The sequence below is a fragment of the Bacteroides faecium genome, assembly GCF_012113595.1.
Lineage (GTDB): Bacteria > Bacteroidota > Bacteroidia > Bacteroidales > Bacteroidaceae > Bacteroides > Bacteroides faecium.
The window spans coordinates 3,341,345-3,362,563 of record NZ_CP050831.1; the positions used below are offsets into that span (position 1 = coordinate 3,341,345).

Below are 21,219 nucleotides of genomic sequence, written 5' to 3' on the forward strand. Positions count from 1 at the left end.
ACTTATACATAAGAATTACATCATTAAAAACACATATTATGAAGAAGAAAATTTATGCAGCTTTAGCGTTTGCTCTATATGCAACCACTTTTCATGCACAGCAGATTTATGAGCTTTCCGCTCCGGCGAAAGAGAAGACTATATATACGGGACACCTCAAGATGGGGGGCAGTAACCCGTCGGGTGGAAATATTTCCGTAAACAGCTATTATATGTCTATCGACGGAAAGCCTGTGATACCTGTTATGGGAGAGTTCCACTTTACCCGTTATCCCCGTGCACAGTGGGAACAGGAGATTGTAAAGATGAAAGCCGGTGGGGTGAATGTATTGCCAACCTATATTTTCTGGGGATTACATGAGGAAGAGGAAGGCAGGTTCTGCTGGAGCGGCAATAAAGACTTACGCCATTTTATAGAACTTTGCAAGAAACATGACATGCCGGTAATAGTACGCATAGGTCCTTTCTGCCACGGTGAAATACGTAACGGCTCCATACCCGATTGGCTTTTCGCCCGTCCGGTGGATGTACGTAGCAATCAACCCTTATATCTCTCTTATGTAAAAAGACTTTATGGCGAGATAGGCCGGCAACTGCAAGGATTGTATTATAAGGATGGCGGTCCGATCATCGGTTGCCAGTTGGAAAATGAGATGCAGCATTCTGCATCTCCCTGGGGAGTGAATTATCCCGGCGAACCGTTGGACTTTACAGTGGCAAGTTATGACATAGACTATGCTATGATTGGCGTAAGTGTGATGGACAAGAAAGTCACTACCGCCGAACTTGGAGAGGAACATATGCGTACCCTTAAAAAAATGGCACAAGAAGAAGGTATTATCACTCCGTTCTATACAGCTACCGGCTGGGGAAATGCGGCTGTTATCGACAATGAAGCAATCCCCGTGACATCCGCCTACACGTATCCTTTCTGGGAAGAACCGCAAATGTCGCCGTTCTGCATGTTCAAAGACATACACCGTGTGCCTGATTATGCTCCGGTGCGTTACGACGCAGAACGATTTCCTTCGTTCTGTGCGGAAATGGGTGCAGGAATACAGATGATTTACCGACGCAGACCTATCGTTACGGCACGTGCGGCACAGGCGTTGATGATTCGTACGCTCGGTAGCGGAAGCAACGGCATTGGATATTATATGTATCACGGAGGAAGCACTCCGCTACGTCAAGATAACATAGGAAGCTATCAAGATGAGCCGATGGGTATGCCCAAGATTTCCTATGATTTCCAGGCTCCTCTTGGCGAATTCGGACTGGAGCATCCGTCTTATCGTTACCTGCGCACCATCCATTCGTTTCTTGCCGACTTCGGCAGTAATCTTGCTCCTATGGAAACCGTATTACCGGAAGGTTGGGATAAAATGACACCCGAAAATCGTGATGACTTGCGTTATGCTGCCCGGATGAAAGACGACAGCGGATTCATTTTCATGATAAACTTTCAGGACCATGACACATTGCGGCATGATATGGACGGTCTGCAACTGCAACTGAATCTTCGGAATGAAACACTACGCATACCTGAACAGGGAACTTTTACATTGCCGAAAGATGAAAGCATGGTTCTGCCATTCAACTTGATGCTCGGAAGTGCCAGACTCCGTTATGCAACGGCACAACCTCTGATGAAAATCAATGATAACGGTATCGACCATTATATTTTCTTCGCCCCGGAAGGTATGAAACCGGAATATTGTTTTGATGCCCGCACCGTCAAAGGTAAGGCTAAATACACCGTCACAAGCGGTCTGAAAAGTACTATTACTGTCACACCCCGTAACGGTAAGAAAATAAAAATTACGACACTGAATCATGAACAGGCACTTAATGCCATCAAGGTGGACGGGCAACTATTGATAACGACAGCTACCGTATTACCGACGGCAGAAGGTATCACCCTGCAACAACTTGGAAATAACGCCTTTGATTATATCTTGTACCCTTCGGCAAAAGGATGGCAATCACAAACAGTACAGGTTCAGCCTGTCAGCCCCGAATGTCGTGTAGAGAAGATAACCACTCGTCGTATTACCGTAGCTTTCAGTGATACCGTTCATACCCCGCAAGTGAATGAATACTTCATGAAGATAGATTACACGGGTGATGTGGCAATGGCCTTCCTCGGTGGAAAGATGGTACAGGATGAATTCTGGCATGCCCAACCATGGATGATTGGTCTTCACCGCCATAAAGAGATGATGAACAAAGAAGCTATGTCGTTCTACTTCCGTCCTTTGCGTTCGGATGCTACTTGTCTGCAAGATTTGCCCCAGTCTGCTATTCCTGACTTTAAAGGAAATAACCAAGTGCTTGAAATTAAGAACGTGGAGATTATTCCTCAATATCAAGTGAGGATAAGTAAATAGTTCATAAGTTTATGAGGAAAAGCTTATTAATATTATTAGTAACTCTTCTCAGCACAATGGGGTATTGTGCCGAGAAGGTATATATGGACAAGCAAGGCGTGGTACGTTGGACGGAGAATAAAAAGGAAGTAGCCTTGTTCGGTGCCAATTATTGCCTGCCTTCTGCTTGCGATTTTCGTGCGGCAGGTTATGTTGGCGGTGAACGTAAGCAAATGATTGTGGAAGACCTGGAACATTTCAAGCGAATGAACTGGGACGGATTACGTCTCTGCTTTTGGGGAGACTATCAGAATACGGATCGTGAGGGTAATCTGCAAGAGAATGAACATTTGCATCTGTTGGACTATCTGATTGCCGAAGCGGATAAACGGGATATTTATATGTTGCTTAGCCCTATCGTGACCTATAATTCGCAATGGCCGGAAATGAGTGATACAACAAATACCGGTCTGGCCAAATATTATCCTAAAAATACACTGATACACAACGAGCAAGCTATTCGTGCACAGGAAAATTACATGAAGCAACTGCTCAATCATCGTAATCCTTACACCGGTCGCTGCCTGAAGGATGAACCGAACATTCTGTTTGTCGAACTTATCAACGAACCGACCCAATTCCCGGAAGACATTTCCGGTATGGTGCGTTATATCAACCGGATGTGCAAGGCAATCCGCAGTACGGGCTGTAAAAAACTGACTTTCTACAATGTCAGTCAGGACTTCCGTGTAGCTCCTGCTATTCGGAAATCGGATATACAAGGTTCTACTCATGCCTGGTATCCGAGTGCGTTGAATAACAATTATTCCATTGAAGGAAACGGCTTGTTGTTCGTTGACCGTTACGAGCAGATGCTTTATCCTGATTTACGCGGAAAAGCAAAAATCGTTTATGAATTTGATGCAACGGATATGGCTACCGGTTTTATGCTCCCGGCTATGGCACGTGAATTCCGTAGGGGCGGTATCCAGTTTGCTGCCATCTTTTCTTATGATATGCTGCGTACAGCCCCGATGAATTTAGGTTGGCAGACTCATTTTTTCAATATGGTCTTTACTCCTTCAAAGGCGGTAAGCAGTATGATTGCCGCTGAAGTGATGCGTCGTATCCCGCGTGGCAAACACTTCGGGTATTATCCGGACAACAGAACTTTCGGCGATTTCCGGGTGAATTACGATGAGCAGTTGAGCGAATTAAACTCCGGAGATATGTTCTATTATTCAAATACTACGTCCGCCCGTCCCAAAAATCCGGTAGCATTGAAGCATATTGCCGGGGTAGGCTCTTCTCCGGTAGTCCGTTATTCGGGAACAGGTATTTATTTTCTTGACAAAAAGGATGATAATACTTGGCAACTGGAAATCTACCCTGATATAATGGATATAGATGATCCTTATAAAATGCTGAATAAACACAGGGTGTCAAGAAAATCAGCGTACAATGAACGGAACATTCAAATAAAGCTTCCCGGTCTGGAAACTGAAATGACTGTATTGCCCGGAAAATATCTGCTGTCAGATGGAAAGATAGTTAGCAGGGAAGAACTTCCTGCCAAAGATTTCTATCAGACTCCGATGAAAGAGTGGAAAATAGCCAATCATACATGGCCAGAGTTTACTGCTGATAAAGAGGTGACATTCCGGTGTGAGGTGTTCGGCCCCAAACGTCCTCAACAGGTAGATGTTTATCTGATGCTGAAACCTTGGGGATGCAAGCGCATACCGATGACGGCGGAAGACGGCTTCTTCTATACGGCGAAAGCCGATATAAGCTGGCTTGCTAAGGGGGATTATGAGTATCATTTCGGCATAGATACGGGAGATGATACAATCTTGTTTCCGGAAAAGACGTATTGCACTCCTGAACGGTGGGACTATTATGAACAAGCTACTTACGCCATGCGTCTGATAAACGAAACAACTCCTTTGTCTCTTTTAGGACCACAGGACAATTGGAAGCATATCCGTCGTACACGCACGTTCAGGAGCCCTGAATCACAATTCAGCTCGGTAGTATCAGGACCGGAATTGCTGCCTGCCTTTCAGCTTTCTGTTCCTGATTTGGAGAAAAAGGAAGATTATATAGCTCCTTGTGATGTGACTTTTTCCCATTATATAGGTGATCGGATAGCTTGTCGGAGTAAAAGTAAGACGGCTCCTGCATATATTCGTATTCGCGCTTATGGATTGAACAATACTGATAAAGCCATTTGCAATTTTGTAGATAAAGAGGGAAGAGGATATGGTGCTGCGTTTAATTTGAAAGCTGAAGCATCGGATATTCTGATTCCGGTATCCGACCTTGTACCGACTAAGGCGGCTATGTTACCGCAGGATTGGCCGGGAGTGAATCCTTATTGGTATCCGGCTTCTGCACAAGAGAATAATGGTATTGCGTTGGATTGGAAGATTATCGACTTTGTTCAAGTTTCACTTCGAGAGGAATTGTACAATATCGGAAATCAGAAGAATAAGGGAGTTGTTGTAGAAAGAATAGATTTATTGTTCCGTTGACAGTCAAGTGAACTCCCTATCAAAAATTCTCAAGTATTCTCACTACTATGAGAAAAAATACTCATAGTAGTGAGAATTTTTTCTCATTGCAATGAGTATTTTTTCCCACTGTGGTGAGAATAATCCCTTGTCTGAATAGGCTGTAGCTAGCTTTTTTTGTTAGTTATACCGTAAGTTACGGCACAAATTTTAGACAGACAGGTTTGTCTACCTTTATATCTTTGTGTATATCCGATAGTAATCCCGTATCTGCATCCCTTTCATACACCTGAATCGCATTACTATCCCTGCAAGCCACCAGTAGATATTTTCCATTCGGTGTAATGATGAAGTTACGCGGATGAATTCCTGTCAGTTGATAACCTGTTTTCGTTAACTTCCCGTTTTCGGAGTCGATACGGAAGATAGCGATACCGTCCGCTTTCAGCCGGTTACTGGCATATAGGAACTTACCGTCCGGGCTGATATGAATATCACCGCTTCCTTTTGCTCCGACTGTATCGGCGGCTATTGTCTGAATCTCTTTCAAGTTTCCATCCTTATATTCGAAAGCGATTACCGTGCCCGAAAGTTCGTTTATCAGATAAGCATAGTTGCCATTCGGGGCAAATGTCAGATGTCGGGGGCCTGAACCGGCTTCCACTTTGAAAGCGGCAGGAGAACCCTCTTTGAGAAAACGTTCTTTGTTCTCTGTATTTGCGTCCGGATTAATGATAAACTTATGTATCTGGTCTGTCCCTAAATTATCGGCAAACAGGTATTTACCATCCGGAGTGATACGGACACAATGCAAGTGTGCCTTTTCCTGCCGTTCTTTGTCAGTTCCCGAACCTTCGAATTTTATAATATCGGAAGCGGGCAGGAGTGAACCATCTTTTGCAATGGGAAAAACGGAGATGCTGCCGCCACTATAATTGGCGGTTATCACATTCTTTCCATTCGTAATGATATAGCAAGGGTCTTCGCCACCGGTTTTCTGTGAATTCAGCAATTTGAAAGTCCCTTTTTCCTTATCGAAGGCAAATGCGTTGGCGGCAGCCTGTTCATTATTGAACTCACTGACTGCATACACAAATTTCCCGTCGGCAGAAGGTACGAGATAAGAGGGATTTTCTACTTCTGCTTCACTGAGTGCAGTGGCTGTTCCGTTTTCTTCATCGAAACGAAAGCTGTAAATTCCTTTACTGTCTCCTGCGGTATATGTACCTACGAGCATTGTTAACTCTTGATTCACTGGTTCGGAACTTTCAGTCCGGGCAGTTTTTTTTGATGTGCAACTGATGGTGGTCATACTGATTATACAGATAGTGGCGATAAATTTTATCATATGGATTGTTCTTGTATTGATTATTATTTCTTTAATTGAGGCAGTTTTACCTCTGCTACTCCCACCCGGTCACTACCTAATACAATGCGTAAATCGCTGGCGGTAGTTCCTTTGAAGCGGAAGTCCAACAGTTGGTTGTACTCTTTCACAGTGCCGGAATATACAGTGAGGAATTGTCCGCCGCCACTGGACAGTTGTATCTCAAAGTCTGTCTCCAGTCCGTTCTCGCGGGAGAAGGCAATGGATACTCCGTCTATTTTGGCTCCGTTCTGTAAGGCAAAGGTAATGTAATCTCCTTTATTGCCTTCCCAGGACGTAGTTAAATTATTATCAATTACATTATCTGCTGTTTCTGCGTTGGTGCTGGCGCTGACAGGACTACTGTCTTTGGTAGTGTTTGCAGCAGGTGTTTGCCCCGGTTCAACAACAGTCAGCGTTCCGTTCAGGCGAATATCCGTAGAAGAGGCTCCTAGCATGAATGTGAAATCACCCGGTTCTACTACCCAATGCATATCGGCATTCAATAACTCCAGTGCCTTGCGGTCGACGGGGAAAGTGATTTCTTTTGTCTCGCCCGGTTTCAGATGTACCCGCTCAAATCCGGCGAGGTTCTTCTCATAAGTAGTGACGCTGCTCAGTACATCACGCACATACAGTTGTATCACTTCGTCTCCTGCCCGTTTTCCGGTATTGGTCACTTTACAAGAGACATAAGTCTTTTGGTTGGGAGTGATAATGGCCGGAGAGATTTTCAAGTCGGAATATTCGAAAGTGGTATAACTTAGCCCGTATCCGAAAGGATATAATGCACCGTTGGCGCGAGACATATTGCCGTCCGCTCCCGGATTCTTGCCGCCGTCAATCTGGGAAGAGGGTTTGCAAGGGAAGTTGAAGGGTATTTGACCTACGGTTTTTGGGAAAGTTACAGTCAGTTTACCACCGGGATTATAATCTCCAAAGAGTACATCTGCTACTGCTATCCCACCTTTAGACCCCGGATACCATGCTTCAAGAATAGCTGGGACAAACTTGTCTGCCCAATTGATAGATAAGGGACGTCCGTTGATAAGAACCAACACGACAGGCTTGCCGGTAGCCACTACCGCTTTTAGTAAATCAAGTTGGCGGCCGGGTAAGTCGAGACTGCTGCGGGATTTGTTTTCTCCGCACGTGCGTTGTCCACCACCTAACACTACGACAGCTACATCTGCCTGTTTTGCCTGACTGACAGCTTTATCTATTTCTTTTTGCTCTTCATCCGTCAGAGGATAGTCAATCAATTCGGATTCCGGCCAGTTGGCATCTACCAGGTCGCAGCCTTTAGTATAAAGTACATCCGCTTTGCCTTTCATCTTTTCCTGAATACCTTTTAGGACAGAAGTAACCTCTACTGCCAAAGGGCCGTAATGAGTCAGCGCATACGAACGTTCATCCGCATTCGGCCCGCAGACTGCTATCTTTCGGATACTTGAGGCATCCAGCGGCAGTACATTCTTCTCGTTTTTCAGGAGTACGATAGATTCGCGGGAGGCTTGCAAAGCGACTTCTTCGTTTTCTTTCTTTTCTACTTCTTTATCAGCTCCTTTCAAATCAGTCTGATAAGGATTATCGAATAAGCCGACAAGGAACTTCACTCTCAGAATATCGCGTACACGGTCATTGATAATTTCTTCGCTCAATCCGCCTTCTTTCACCAACTCCCTTAACGGCAATACATACGAATCCGGAGAGCGGAATGTACAACGCACATTCAGTCCGGCTTCCACACTTTGGCGAACGGCTTCTTTCATATCTTTGGCAGTCCCGTGTTTGGTATAAAGATATTCTACGGCATCACTGTCCGAAACCACATATCCACGGAATCCCATTTCACCGCGCAAGCGGGTAGTCAGCCAGTAATAGCTGCTCTGAATCGGAAAGCCGTCATAGTCGTTATAAGAGCTCATCACACCGAGCAATCCCGCTTCGCGGATAACCCTTTTAAAAGGGTAGACATGGAGCATCTCCACTTCACGTGGTGACATCTGAGGGTCTACACGGGCCATTCCTTCACGTGCGCCTTTATTGTTGCTATAAGCGATAAAGTGTTTTCCGGTAGCTGCTACCTGGTGATTGTGCTGCATACCTTTCACCATTTCTATACCTAATTCCGCAACCAGATAAGGAGATTCCCCATATACTTCTTCATAGCGTCCCCACCGCTGGTCGCGTCCTACATCGAGTATCGGGGCATATACATTGGTATATCCAAGCATGCGTGCTTCACGTCCGGTAATCATTCCTACCTGATGAATAAGTTGTCGGTTCCATGTATGTCCCAATCCCAGTTGGGTAGGGAAGTTGGTAGCCTTATAACTCTCTACTCCCCGAATACCCTCGTTCGTAAAGTCCGTAGGAATTCCGAGCCGTGTTTCTTCAATGAAGAAACGTTGCACTTCATTCAGCGCCCAGGCATGTTTAGAGGCCGGCCATACATATTCATTATCCGATGGTGGAAGTCCCCATTGCTGGAAACCGTTCAGATGCTCGTCAATAGCTCCGATACCGTCTTTCCAAAGCTGGTTTTTCCATTCGGGAGTAGGCAAATCATCTTTCAAGACCCGTTTGTATCCGTAAAGAGTCACCATTTGGCATGTTTTCTCTTCCAGTGTCATTTGGCCGATCAAATCTTCTATACGTGCTTCGATAGGTGCTGTCGGGTCTTCGTAGGTATCTTTGACTCCATTCTTATTGAAGTCTATCCATCCTTTCTTGTACATTTCCGTACGGACGGGTTTATAAATAGCAGGTATTCTAGTCGTTTTCTGTGCTGGGAGGAGTGCACAACTTCCTAGAAATAAGCTGGTAAGTAAAAGTTTCTTCATAATATTTTTTTGTGTTAAGAATAAATTTACCCCGTAAAGATAGTGCTTTGATATAATATTTGCTAACGTCTTCTCGTAATTCCGAAAACATTTCCTATCTTTGTACCCTTGGAAAGCGTTCTGAACAATCGCTATTCTGTACGAATAAGAATTTGGGGTTGACTGGATTTGACAGCGGGCAGAAATGGTAGGTAAGCATGCAGTGGGTCGGTAATTTCCACTTAAATCTCAGTTATCAAAATTTTATCTGGCGAAACTAATTACGCTCTTGCTGCTTAATCGAATCACAGTAGATTAGCTTAATCCAGGCACTAGGTGCCAGGACGAGACATCACTCGGAAGCTGTTGCTCCGAAGCATTCCGGTTCAGTGGTGCAGTCACATCGGGGATAGTCAAAGGCGGCCTCGCACTTTTGATGAAACTTTAGAGGATAAGGCAGGAATTGATGGCTTTGGTTCTGTTCCTGCACGAAAATTTAGGCAAAGATAAGCATGTAGAAAGCTTATGATTTCCTCGTTTGGACGAGGGTTCGATTCCCTCCAGCTCCACAAAGTCTAAATAATAGGTTTGATAAGTTCCTGAATTTTAATAATTCAGGAACTTTTCTTTTTTTAATGCCCCCTCTTTTACTCTCCCAACTATTTGAAGTACTAATGATTGCCGGAATTCTAAAGCTATCATGATTAATTATAATAAAAAAGTTTTTTGTTTTTGAATATTGGAATATATTTGCAATGCATTACAATTAAAACAACGAAAGCATGACCGCCTCTAATAAAATGGATGATAAAGTTCTGTGGAATCTTTTGATAAAAGGTGATCAAAAGGCTTTGGAGATACTTTATCAAAGATATTACCCTCTTCTGTTGAATTATGGCTTGAGGTGTAGTACAGACAGGGAATTGGTAAAAGACTGTATTCAAGACCTTTTTATAAATTTATATCAGAATACTCGTATCAATGTTACCAGCGTAACAGTTCGCTCTTATCTGTTAAGGGCTTTAAGGAATAATCTTACTTATAAATTGATGTCAGATAAAGAGGCCGATTCATTGGATAATTCAGTTTTCCATATTCCGGTCAATGAAGACCTGTTTGATCAGCTATTTCCTAAAAATGATCGTGATATATGGTTGGCTCACCGTCTATTAGAGGCAATTTCGCAGTTATCTCCAAATCAAAAGACTGTTCTTTATTTACGTTATGTGGAAGACCTTTCGTATAAAGAGATTGCCGATGTCATGAATATGAATATACAATCATCAATGAACTTATCCAGTCGGGCCTTGGCGAAATTACGTAGTTTAATGGTTCAAGATGCATGTGCGTTAGGTATATGTCAATTGTTCCTTATAAAAATAGTATTATCTATAAGATAATAGTGATTATATCATCCTGATTATTAGATGAATATAAAAACGACTGCACTTCTCCTAAACTTTCTTTGAAAAAAATGCTCGATTAGTGAGTAGGTTTTTCTTTTAATGCCATTCTAATTATAAAAGAGGATAAAAATGAAATATAATAGAATGGATATCAGAAACACTATACGCAATCTTATAAATTATTTTAAAATGCAGAATGAAACTCCTTCTCAAGAGGAAATGGCTGAGATATGGGGTAAAATAAAAGAAGGCATTGAAAAGAAAAAACAAAGAAGGAAAAAGAAATATATACTTGTGACATTAGCTTCTGCTGCTGCATTTGTTGGCTGTATATGGGTGGGAGTTGAATGGTGTTCTTTGAATGATAAGCCGGATATTTCCGTAGTAGCAGCCCAAATGTCAAATGAAACTATAGAAGGAGAGGATATCCGTTTAATTGTCTCTCAGGAAGAAGTTCTTCATGTGAAGAAAGGAGCTACGGTAGCTTATTCACAAGATGGAATTGTGAGTGTGGATAAAGAAAAGGTTGCTAAGAATACAACGGAAGACCTATATGACCAGATAATTGTTCCTAAAGGTAAATATACCCGTTTGATTCTTGCTGACGGTTCTAGTTTGCATATCAATGCAGGTACAAAAGTGATTTATCCCAAGCATTTTGAGAAAAAAAAACGTGAAATCTTTGTAGATGGAGAGATCTTTATTGATGTAAAACGGGATGAGTCTGCTCCTTTTATCGTGAAAACAGCACAATTTGAAGTACAGGTGTTGGGAACTGCTTTTGATATAAAGGCTTATAGTAACACATTCGAAAATGCAGAAGTTGTCTTACTACGTGGCAAAGTAAATGTGAAAAGCAAATCGGGCAAAGAGATGTCTCTTTCTCCTGATGACAAAGCCGTAATTTTATCTGACGGATTGATTGAAAAATCTTCGGTAGATGCAGAAGAATATATACTTTGGACTAAAGGTATATTGTCTTTGAATAATGATCCGTTGAATGTAATTCTGGCAAAATTGAGCCGGTATTACGGAGTTGATATTCATTGTGCAGATAATATTTCAGATATAAAAATAGCGGGTAAAATAGATTTGGAATGTGGAATAGATGAAGCACTGAAAAGAATATCCGTTACAGGGAGATTCTCATTCTCAAAACAGGAGAATGCTTATATGTTAACGCCTCTAGAGACAATCGTACAATAAAATCTGAAACTGAATGTTTAATCTTAAAAAAGGAATACGTATGATAACATGAAAATTTTATCTAATTAACAATCCGGGCAATACCGCAAATATTGCCCGGATCAAGTGAAAAACACCAGATTCTGGTATTATATCAATCTTACAAAATTATGGAAATAAAGTTGAAAAACGCAATCATAATGAATCGATTAACGAAAATTATGTTTGTACTGGGATTCTTATTGACTTCTGTCTGGAGTTATTCGAGCAATTCCCTATACGCACAAAATCAAAAATTCACTTTTGAATTTAAACAAACTTCTATTAAAGCGATTTTTCAGTATATTGAAAAACATAGTGAATTCATTTTTATGTATCGTACAGATCTACTTGATACATCTAAAAAAGTATCTGTAAAAGTAGAGAAGCAGAGTGTGGAGCAAATCCTAGTACAGGTGTTGAAAGGAACGGCTATCACCTATGAAATAAATGACCGTCAGATTATTCTGAAAAAAAGTGCAGGCGAACAGAAAGTAGTTCCGCAACAAGCTAAACAGAAGCAACTAATCCAGGGGCTTGTCAGGGATGAGAAAGGAGAAGTGATTATTGGAGCGACTGTTCAAGTAAAGAATACGGGAATCGGCACGGCTACCAATATGGACGGGAAATTCACGATTGCTGCTGAAGACCCGGGAATATTAGTTGTTTCATACGTTGGTATGACAACTAAGGAAATAAAACTCCAAAAAGGAACTTCATATTATAGGATTACTTTGGAGCCTAATGCAATGTTGGATGAAGTCGTGATAAATGCCGGTATTATTTCAAGAAATAAACTGGGATTTACGGGTTCATATACCACTGTCAGTCAAGAGGAATTAAAATCCGTAGGTGGTATAAACCTGGTTCAGGCATTAAAGTCCCTGGATCCATCCTTTGTAATAATGGATAACAATCTGGCAGGTTCAGACCCTAATACCATGTCTACCATAACCATGCGCGGAGGTACTACGGTCGACTTTAAAACCGACATCGATGATTACAGTGCCAACTCCAATCAACCTTTGTATATCTTGGACGGGTTTGAGACTACACTGGAAACCATTAATGACTTGGACATTAACCGCATAGAATCCATTACTTTACTAAAAGACGCCGGTTCTACCGCTATCTACGGTGCAAAAGGTGCCAATGGTGTAGTGGTAGTAGAAACCTTAAAGCCTAAAGAAGGTGAATTGATGGTCAATTATAGCGCAAATTTCCAACTTGCAATAGCCGATCTCAGTGCATACAGCATGATGAATGCAGAGGAAAAACTAGAGTTTGAAGCACTGGCCGGACGTTATGGAGATTTGAATGATTTCCTGAATAACAGCAGTAATATCAAACTTTATAATGATAATCTGGCACGCTTGGCACAGGGCATAGACACTTATTGGCTTAAAGTACCCATACGGACTGCATTCACACATGACCACTCTTTAAATATCTCTGGTGGTTCCAAATCTATTTTATACCAGATAGGTGTTAATTACAGAAAAGTAGAAGGAGTCATGAAAGGCTCCGACCGTGAATCATTCGGTGGAAACGTACGGGTAAGCTATCGTACCGGTAGAGTAAATATCGCCAACAACTTGACCGTGGGCATTACCAATTCGGACAATGGCAACTGGGGCTCTTTCCAGTCCTTTGCCAATGCGAATCCGTATTTTAGAATGCAAAATGACGACGGAACCATTCCAATGATGTTGGATGAGATTAAAATCATGAACGGTCAGACCGATACCCATTCAGCCTCTGCTGTCAATCCTTATTATAATGCGATGCTTTTTGGGTATAACAATAGCAGCTCTTTCAACTTAACCAATAATACCTCATTCGACTGGTTCATAAACGACCAATGGAGATGGCAGGCATCGTTAAGCCTTTTTACAACCAAAGCGGACTCGGAATCATTCAAAGATCCGCGTCACAGTGATTATAGAGATCAAACCGATTATACGAAAAAAGGAAATTATAATAGTTCGTACAATTCGGACTGGGGATATCGTGCCAATACTAGCATCAGCTACGGGCAATCGTTTCTGGAGTCACACAACTTGACCTTTATAGGAAGAGCTGCCATAGAAGAAATGAATAAAAACGGTAAAAACTTCTCAGTGACCGGTTTTCCCGAAGGAGTGATGGGGATTCCAAGTTATGCTACCGGTTATCCGGAAAACGGCAAACCCGGATATAACATAAGAAAGAACAGATCGGCTTCTTTCTTGTTGGCGTTCAACTACAATTATAAGTATCGCTACCTCTTTGACTTCAACTACAATTTAGACGGGGCAAACTCTTTTGGGAAAAACAAGAAATTTCAGGATTTCTGGTCTGTAGGATTGGGATGGAATATACACAAGGAAGCTTTTGCGGAAAGTTGGAAATGGTTGCAGGAATTCAAACTCAGAACGACGTATGGAATCAACGGTAACCAGAATGTAAGCAATGTAAATGAGGATGTTTACCAATACTATCCCGGCAATGATGTTTTCGGCTTGGCTTCTTATTTGAGCCAATATGCTAATCCCGACCTGAAATGGCAGATTGCCAAGAAATTCTCGGCAGGCTTGAACTTTACAACGATCAACAACCGTTTGAATGTTACATTTGATGTGTATAAGACAAAAACAAATCCTTTGGTAGTTAGTCTGGCACAACGCCCTTCTACTGGTGTGGGAAGTCTCCCTATCAACGTAGGCTTTCTGGATACGAAAGGAATGGAGTTTAAAATCAATTATAACATCATCCGAAATACAAAAGAACGGATTTTCCTACGCGTTGGATTAACCGGTTCGACAACATCTTCCAAGTATGGCAATTTTGATAATAAACTGGCAGAACTGAACCGGGCATATCAAAGAGCTTCTGAAGAAGAAGGAACAAACGCCAGTCAGAACATCAATTCACTGCTCCAATATGAAGATGGACAAAGTCCTTCCACCCTATGGGCGGTACGTTCGTTAGGAATCGATCCTGCCACCGGAAACGAAATATTCTTAACTAAAGACGGTAAGCCTACATTCACTTATAATGCGGACGACCGTGTGCCTATTGCAAATAGTAGTCCGGATATTCAAGGAGTGTTCAATACAAGTTTCACATATAAAAGATTGGAAGTTTCTATGTTCTTCCGTTACAAATTGGGTGCTTACAACTTCAACAGAGCTCTGTATCAAAAAGTGGAAAACATAGGAAAAACTTCTTTGGTATATAATCAAGACCGTCGTGCCTTGTATGACCGCTGGAAACAACCCGGAGACATTGCCCAATTTAAGAATATCGTGGCAGGTTCTACTCCCAATACGCCGGTTTCATCCCGTTTCATACAAAAAGACAATCAATTTCGGGGAGAAAGCTTTAAAATCTCCTACGATTTCACCAAAGACAAGTGGATCAAGAAACTGTATCTCAAAGATTTCAGAGTCCATTTTTCCATGCAGGAGTTATTCGTGATAAGTTCCATGAAGCAGGAACGTGGATTGGATTATCCTTTCCAACGATCATTTTCGGCAGGTATCAGTGCAAGATTTTAATTTAAACAAATGAAAGAAAAATGAAAGCAATCAAATATAATCTCATTCTATTGCTGGGTATGCTGTTTGCAAGTTGTAACGATTGGCTTGATATAGCACAATTGGGAAATGAGACAGAAAAGACCCAGTTTACTACGCTCGAAGGTACGGAGAGAGTACTGAATGGTTTTTACCGTGAAATGATGTCTTCCAATTTGTACGGCGCTTATTTAAGTCAGACCGCTATCGAAGCTATGGCCAATCGTTTTGTATATAATGACAGGGGAATCAACACCTCTGAAAATGCGGCTACGATGATTGAAGAATTGAGCAACCACAGATACACAGAAGCCAATATCGAATCTATTTTCAGCGCTATATGGAAAAGTGGATACACGTTGTCTTTCAGAATAAACAATTACTTTAAGTCAATCGCAGAGATGAATCTCCCGATAGATACCGACAAAAAGAATATTCTTTTAGGAGAAGCTTATGCAATCCGCGCATATATTCATTTTGATTTATTCAGAATCTTCGGCAAAACTTATGAACCGAAAAACTTGCAGGAAGAGCGGTTGCCTTATAATGATTTGGACTTTACCGACAAATCAGAAGAAATAGTCAATAAATTGTATTCTTTACGGGAAGAAACCACAGAGAACTTCTTTAAGAAACTGCTGAAAGATATTCGGACGGCAGAAAGCCTGTTGGAAAAATCAGATCCTATACTAACCAATCCTGATGCTGTCACGGCGGATTTGGTAATCGATGATTTTTATATGAATAGAAACCGCAGGATGAACTACTATGCCGTATTGGCGCTTAAGGCCAGAGTATTGCAATATATGGGTAATACCGAAGAAGCGGTTGTGGCTGCCGAAGAAGTACTTAAGGCGGTAGGAGAAGGAAAACCATTCCAATGGCATACAGCTTTACGTGAAGCTGACTATACATTCTTCTCAGAAGTGATATTTGGAATCCACTACTTAAATATGTACACAGACGGAAATAGCCGTTACTATGGGTCAAAAGTATTAAGCGGTTATTTTGTGTCCCAACAAATGCTGAATAATTATATGTTTGCCAAACCTTCCGGGCATGATAATCCGGATGTGGCACTCGGTGATTTCAGAAGAGAGTGCTGGACGGAAAATAACGGAACAGACGTAGGGACAGGTACCAATATATTTGGCGAAGGGAGTGGGGTGACCAAGGTTTTTGTCCAAAAACGCTTTAAAGAGCCGGCAAACTCAACAACACAATCAAAAGCATACCAACAGCCCCTTATCCGTTTGGCAGAGATGTTTTACATTGTTGCCGAATCTAAAGTTGAAGCCGGGCTTTACGATGATGCCGTAGCAATGTTCAATGAACATATGGAACGCAGAATGGTCAATGAAATCTATCGTTTCGGTCATTCCAACAACCCAATCGATACCAGTGATCCCGAAATTAAAAATGCTTTAATGGATTTTATCCGGAAAGAATATTACTGTGAATTTGCCGGGGAAGGACAATTGTTTTTCTTCAACAAAAGACGACAACAGAATACATTCTGTGATTCGAATACCGCAAATTCAATGTTGCAAATTCAGGATAAAGAAAAAGCGTACATCATAGACATACCGACTATAGAAACTAACATTTAGATGCATGATTATGAAAAAATATATAGTATTAAGTTTATTGGCTGCCTTTTTGATTGCATGCGAACATGAACAGGTAGTAAGCTATTCCGTGCAGGATCGGGTCTACTTTAAACACGGAGATAATGGCAAAGTAGATTCTATGTATGTGAATTTAAAAGAGATGAACACTGTTGAATTTAAAGAAGACTCTATTATTGATATTGAAATCTCATTATTGGGGGGGATTGCCGATATCGACCGTCCTATCAATGTGCAGCTTAAAGACACAGTCATTGCCGATGGGAAAAAATATATGGCAAAAAAAGGAGCCGATTTTATAATCAAGCAGGCATTTGTAGCAGCGGGAGCAAGCAAAGGTATCGTTCAAGTACAACTATTGAATTCCGGCAAATTGAAAAACAATGGGGATACACTGATTGCCTATCTTAAACTACTGGAAAATGATATGTTCCTTACAGATTATAACAGGCAAAAAGGAAATAGAGACAAAGAGATCAAAAACAGTACGGAATTCAGAGTCTTTTATTTTTCCTCAATAAATGTTCCGCCACGCATGTGGGAAGAATTCTATCATGAAAGTTCAAGAGTCGGAATGAAGGCTTATCTGGGAGAATATACCCCTCAGAAACTAGAAATATTTCTGGCGGCTACCGGACTGTCACTTGCCTCTTTAGAGTATACCCAAGAAGAACTGGATGCACAGCCCGATAAAGAGATTTACAAGAAAGCCGAAAGGATATTCAACAGTAGATTTGGTGGAACAAAAATATTCGCCAGATGGAAAGCATTGGTGCAATTCTATTTACAAGATAATGAAGATAAATATCCGGAACCCATTCAATGGGGAGTTTGGTGGAATACACTTCATACACCGGCAGTAAATTAAAAGTTTAAGGTAGATAAATAAATAAGAAGTAATATGGAAAAGAAATTTAATCTATTCAATAGGAGTGTACTCTTGCTGAGCGTACTCTTGTTCTTCTTTTCATGCAACGAAGACAAAGGGAACTATGATTATTCGGAAATTAATGATATTGACATAGCAGAGTTTAAGGTGAAAGATGCCACCGGTGATTATATCAGCATAGGAGAAAACGAGGAGTTTTACAATGTTACTGTAGAAGCGGGCGACAATCTGGTATTAATACCGGAATTAGCTTTCATATCAGACGATCAGGCGGATTATTCATTCAAATGGTACGGTTATCTGCGAGGTAAGACCAAACCGGAAGACGCTCAAGTTATTTCAGAAGAGAAAGATCTTATGCACCCTATGGCGGAAGAATGGGGTATGGAAACCACATCTCAATCGGGAGTCTATTCATTCACTTTTGAAGCAGTCAATAACCAAACCGGAGTCAAGAGAATATGGATGTTTAGGGTCAGCGTACATTCCCGTGCAAAATACGGATATGTGGCTTTATGTAAAAAAGAAAACGGATTTGATGTTGATGTAGTAGCTAAGAATGAATTGAAATATCATTTAGTGACTGATTTGTTCAGCAGTATCAAGAATCTGGACCTTTCGGCCGAACCTTATGGTATCGAAGCGTTATGGGACATCACAGCACCCGAAGTAGGGCGGGATAATTACGCATTTTATGTATTGACGGACAAAATTACAACCCGGCTTGCTCCCGGTGATTATTCATATGATGACAAATATTCCATTTCATCCATAATAGAGCCATGGTCTCCGTTGGCCAATCAGAATGTAGTAGCCAAAAAAATAGTGGCGAGAGGCCCCAATACGGCAGGAATCCAGACGCGTGCTTATTTCCTGTATAACGACGACTGGTATTTTCAAAACACGAGTGGTTCCTGGTATTATATCGATCAACCGATCAACCGTATGCTTGTATATAATGATGAAGGACAAATAATCGAAACGAAGCATTACAAACCGGCTCCGTTCGTTGCTATGAATGCAAACAATACTAACGGTGTCAGCGTCTTGTACAATGAGACTGATAAGAAATTTGTCTTTCATAAGTTTAATAAGCCTGATAAACGTAATGATATCTTTTACACACAGGATATCAAAACAGAGCTTAATGATAAAATGATGTTCACTGACGCGGAAGTGGCAGACCCTCACGAGAAATTGGTATATTTGGCTGATGACATCCGGAGCCGGACCTATAATAGCACCTCTCATTCGGTAGTACAAGATAATTTCGCTATTTTCCAAGGTTCTCAAGGGGACTATCGGGGTGTGCTGTTCAGAACAGACAATAACGGGGTGATAACAGCCGGATTCAGCAGGTTTTATTTCCCCTCTGTGTTGACGAATAAGAATATTAAAATCTGGTTTAAGAGAGCATTGACCCTATACTGTGTAACGGATGACAACACCATTTACAAATTTAAATTGCAGGGATTGACTGTAAACAACCAGTCGAAGCCTCAAGGGAAAGACGATGGCTTTTGGGATGCCGGGGGCAAGGGCAGCTATGAAGATGTAACCGGCAAATTCACAAAAGACGGATATACAGAGGTTACTTGCATGAAATCTGTAGATGACCATAATCTTGGAAGTATGAATTCCTCATACTGGTTGAAAATACAGCAATCGCGAGGCTCAAAATATGGAACAGTAATTGTCGGCACAGTGAATCCTAACTTGCCCAAGGGGAAAAATGGCAAAATGGAGTTTTTCCAGTTTAATTATACGGAAAACGATCTGGTGCCTCGCCTGCTTCCTTTAGCCGGAACAGAAAATGAAAAGACTAATGTTTTCACTGGAGTAGGCGAAGTGATAGATGTGGTATATAAGGGTGGATTAATCACTCCGACAGTTAATGATTCGCAACCTGATCCACTCATTTAAGGCTAAGCCACAGGATGCATACAGGTGCATCCGATTGAATGTGGATTCGATATATGATAATATAATAGATAAAATGTTTTGAATATGAAAAGAAGTCTTCTGTGTTTTGCACTTTTTATGCTCACTTTTTCAGTGAGCGCACAAATATCTTCCACTGTGGAAGGAGTTTGGGAAAAAGGCAAATCTAAAAATATCAAATTATTTGCCATTGAAAACAGTAATTATAAAGAAGTGGCATCCTCTAGGGTGGATGAAAACGGCCGGTTTATTTTAGCCTTTTATCCCGCTAAGGAAGGATTTTATATACTTGATAATTACAACTTTTATTTTAAGCCGGGTGATAAGCTTTCTGTGAAGATAACCGATGGCAGTTATGAATTGACAGGCAAAAATACGCCGGAGAATAAGGAACTTTCCAATTGGGAACAACTCACCACCCCTCTGAAAGAGATGCGGAAGCGTTCGCGTGCTACATACCTTGATTTCTTTCCTTTACTCGAAAAAACAGAAAAGGAGATGAATTATAAAATAAACACTCCGAACAAGGTGTTTAACAATACATTCATCAAGTACAGAGAGTTGAATCTTCTTGATATAGCCATGAATTTTTTATTTGCTCCTCGCACGGCACATCCCCGCCGAGAAGATTTCCCGGATTATTTCAGGAAAATAGACTTAAAGAAGATGTTGGCTGATCCTTTTGTTTTGGATTACCCACATGGCTTGTCACTTGTGGGGCGAAGTAAAATTCTTCCGGTATGGACAGGCGAAAGCAAGAATATAAAAACAGGGAATGACCTTACAGCTTCTCCCGAAGCCGGCATTATTGATAATGAAGAACTGATGAATGCGGCAGACCCGATAGTCAGGGCCGAATTGGTCTTATTGTATGCCAAAAACAAGAAAGTGCTGGTCGTGTTTGACCAATATGCCGATTTGTATAGCAAATACCTTACGACGGACGAGCAAAGACAGAGGCTCAAAGAGCAAAGATTCTCACTCATTAAAAATACCAAAGGAGATCCTGCGATAGATTTCACTTTTGCAGACGTGAACGGAAAACCTCATGCTCTGTCTGATTTCAAAGGGAAAGTGGTTTATGTGGATGTGTGGGCTACGTGGTGCGGTCCATGCCAAAAAGAAATGCCTCACTTAAAGAAGCTGGAAGCTGAATATAAAGACAATGCCAATATTGTATTTATCGGTGTCAGTGTAGACAAAGGCAAAGACATGCAAAAATGGAAAGAGTTTCTCGTACGGGAAAAGCTGCCGGGGATTCAGATATTCGCAGGCGACGACGCTTCTGAAAAGTTGATGAAACCTTATAAAATCAGTGGTATTCCGCGCTTCGTTTTAGTAGATAAGAATGGAAATCTGATTTCTGCCAATGCTCCCCGCCCATCTTCTCCGGACATCAGGACAGTACTGAATGATGCACTTAAAAAGTAAGTTATGGCTATGATGAAGAAGTTCGTTTAATAAAAAGATAACTCCGAATACACTTACATTATATATTAATTGT

Annotated in this window: 11 protein-coding genes and 1 other RNA gene; 10 read left to right on the forward strand and 2 right to left on the reverse strand. The window is 41.4% G+C overall.

From position 1 onward, the window contains the following. Positions 1-38: 38 nt before the first annotated feature. Together BacF7301_RS11825 and BacF7301_RS11830 are read left to right on the forward strand one after the other, a co-directional pair. Entirely contained in the window at positions 39-2,387 is a 2,349-nt protein-coding gene (locus tag BacF7301_RS11825) for a beta-galactosidase (RefSeq protein ID WP_167963031.1), read from the forward strand. A gap of 11 nt (positions 2,388-2,398) precedes the next feature. Further along, positions 2,399-4,900, forward strand: coding sequence for a glycoside hydrolase 5 family protein (locus tag BacF7301_RS11830; RefSeq protein WP_167963033.1), 2,502 nt, complete (start codon positions 2,399-2,401; stop codon positions 4,898-4,900). Positions 4,901-5,075: 175 nt separating this feature from the next. Here the strand turns inward: BacF7301_RS11830 and BacF7301_RS11835 are convergent, their stop codons facing one another. Beyond that, entirely contained in the window at positions 5,076-6,227 is a 1,152-nt protein-coding gene (locus BacF7301_RS11835) for a lactonase family protein (RefSeq protein ID WP_167963034.1), read from the reverse strand. A 23-nt stretch (positions 6,228-6,250) separates the two neighbouring features. Next, positions 6,251-9,091: a beta-glucosidase gene (locus BacF7301_RS11840; protein WP_167963036.1), complete on the reverse strand. Its 2,841-nt coding sequence runs from the start codon at positions 9,089-9,091 to the stop codon at positions 6,251-6,253. Between the two features lie 154 nt (positions 9,092-9,245). On the opposite strand from BacF7301_RS11840, the gene ssrA reads away from it, so the two are divergent. The 8 genes from ssrA to BacF7301_RS11880 all read left to right on the forward strand — a co-directional run bounded on the left by ssrA (position 9,246) and on the right by BacF7301_RS11880 (position 21,146). Continuing rightward, positions 9,246-9,642, forward strand: a transfer-messenger RNA (tmRNA) gene (gene ssrA, locus BacF7301_RS11845). Positions 9,643-9,852: 210 nt separating this feature from the next. Further along, positions 9,853-10,470, forward strand: coding sequence for an RNA polymerase sigma factor (locus BacF7301_RS11850; RefSeq protein WP_167963038.1), 618 nt, complete (start codon positions 9,853-9,855; stop codon positions 10,468-10,470). Between the two features lie 135 nt (positions 10,471-10,605). Further along, on the forward strand, positions 10,606-11,682 hold the full coding sequence (locus BacF7301_RS11855; RefSeq protein ID WP_167963040.1) for a FecR family protein: 1,077 nt from the start codon (positions 10,606-10,608) through the stop codon (positions 11,680-11,682). Between the two features lie 350 nt (positions 11,683-12,032). Continuing rightward, positions 12,033-15,239: a SusC/RagA family TonB-linked outer membrane protein gene (locus BacF7301_RS11860; protein ID WP_167963042.1), complete on the forward strand. Its 3,207-nt coding sequence runs from the start codon at positions 12,033-12,035 to the stop codon at positions 15,237-15,239. Between the two features lie 20 nt (positions 15,240-15,259). Next, a complete protein-coding gene (locus BacF7301_RS11865) occupies positions 15,260-16,867 on the forward strand; it encodes a RagB/SusD family nutrient uptake outer membrane protein (RefSeq protein WP_167963044.1) in 1,608 nt (535 codons plus the stop codon). A gap of 10 nt (positions 16,868-16,877) precedes the next feature. Next, positions 16,878-17,753: a hypothetical protein gene (locus tag BacF7301_RS11870; protein WP_167963045.1), complete on the forward strand. Its 876-nt coding sequence runs from the start codon at positions 16,878-16,880 to the stop codon at positions 17,751-17,753. A 33-nt stretch (positions 17,754-17,786) separates the two neighbouring features. Continuing rightward, positions 17,787-19,697 (forward strand): PKD-like family lipoprotein, encoded by a 1,911-nt coding sequence (locus BacF7301_RS11875; protein WP_167963047.1) that lies wholly within the window; start codon positions 17,787-17,789, stop codon positions 19,695-19,697. Positions 19,698-19,781: 84 nt separating this feature from the next. Then, the gene (locus tag BacF7301_RS11880) at positions 19,782-21,146 is read left to right on the forward strand and encodes a TlpA family protein disulfide reductase (RefSeq protein ID WP_167963049.1); all 1,365 of its coding nucleotides are present in this window, start codon (positions 19,782-19,784) and stop codon (positions 21,144-21,146) included. Positions 21,147-21,219: the final 73 nt, after the last annotated feature.

What these genes read in the sequence shown, in the direction of transcription:
- BacF7301_RS11825 (WP_167963031.1), top strand. Translation starts at nt 39, where the DNA reads ATGAAGAAGAAAATTTATGCAGCTTTAGCGTTTGCTCTATATGCAACC.
- BacF7301_RS11830 (WP_167963033.1), top strand. Translation starts at nt 2,399, where the DNA reads ATGAGGAAAAGCTTATTAATATTATTAGTAACTCTTCTCAGCACAATG.
- BacF7301_RS11835 (WP_167963034.1), bottom strand. Translation starts at nt 6,227, where the DNA reads ATGATAAAATTTATCGCCACTATCTGTATAATCAGTATGACCACCATC.
- BacF7301_RS11840 (WP_167963036.1), bottom strand. Translation starts at nt 9,091, where the DNA reads ATGAAGAAACTTTTACTTACCAGCTTATTTCTAGGAAGTTGTGCACTC.
- BacF7301_RS11850 (WP_167963038.1), top strand. Translation starts at nt 9,853, where the DNA reads ATGACCGCCTCTAATAAAATGGATGATAAAGTTCTGTGGAATCTTTTG.
- BacF7301_RS11855 (WP_167963040.1), top strand. Translation starts at nt 10,606, where the DNA reads ATGAAATATAATAGAATGGATATCAGAAACACTATACGCAATCTTATA.
- BacF7301_RS11860 (WP_167963042.1), top strand. Translation starts at nt 12,033, where the DNA reads ATGTATCGTACAGATCTACTTGATACATCTAAAAAAGTATCTGTAAAA.
- BacF7301_RS11865 (WP_167963044.1), top strand. Translation starts at nt 15,260, where the DNA reads ATGAAAGCAATCAAATATAATCTCATTCTATTGCTGGGTATGCTGTTT.
- BacF7301_RS11870 (WP_167963045.1), top strand. Translation starts at nt 16,878, where the DNA reads ATGAAAAAATATATAGTATTAAGTTTATTGGCTGCCTTTTTGATTGCA.
- BacF7301_RS11875 (WP_167963047.1), top strand. Translation starts at nt 17,787, where the DNA reads ATGGAAAAGAAATTTAATCTATTCAATAGGAGTGTACTCTTGCTGAGC.
- BacF7301_RS11880 (WP_167963049.1), top strand. Translation starts at nt 19,782, where the DNA reads ATGAAAAGAAGTCTTCTGTGTTTTGCACTTTTTATGCTCACTTTTTCA.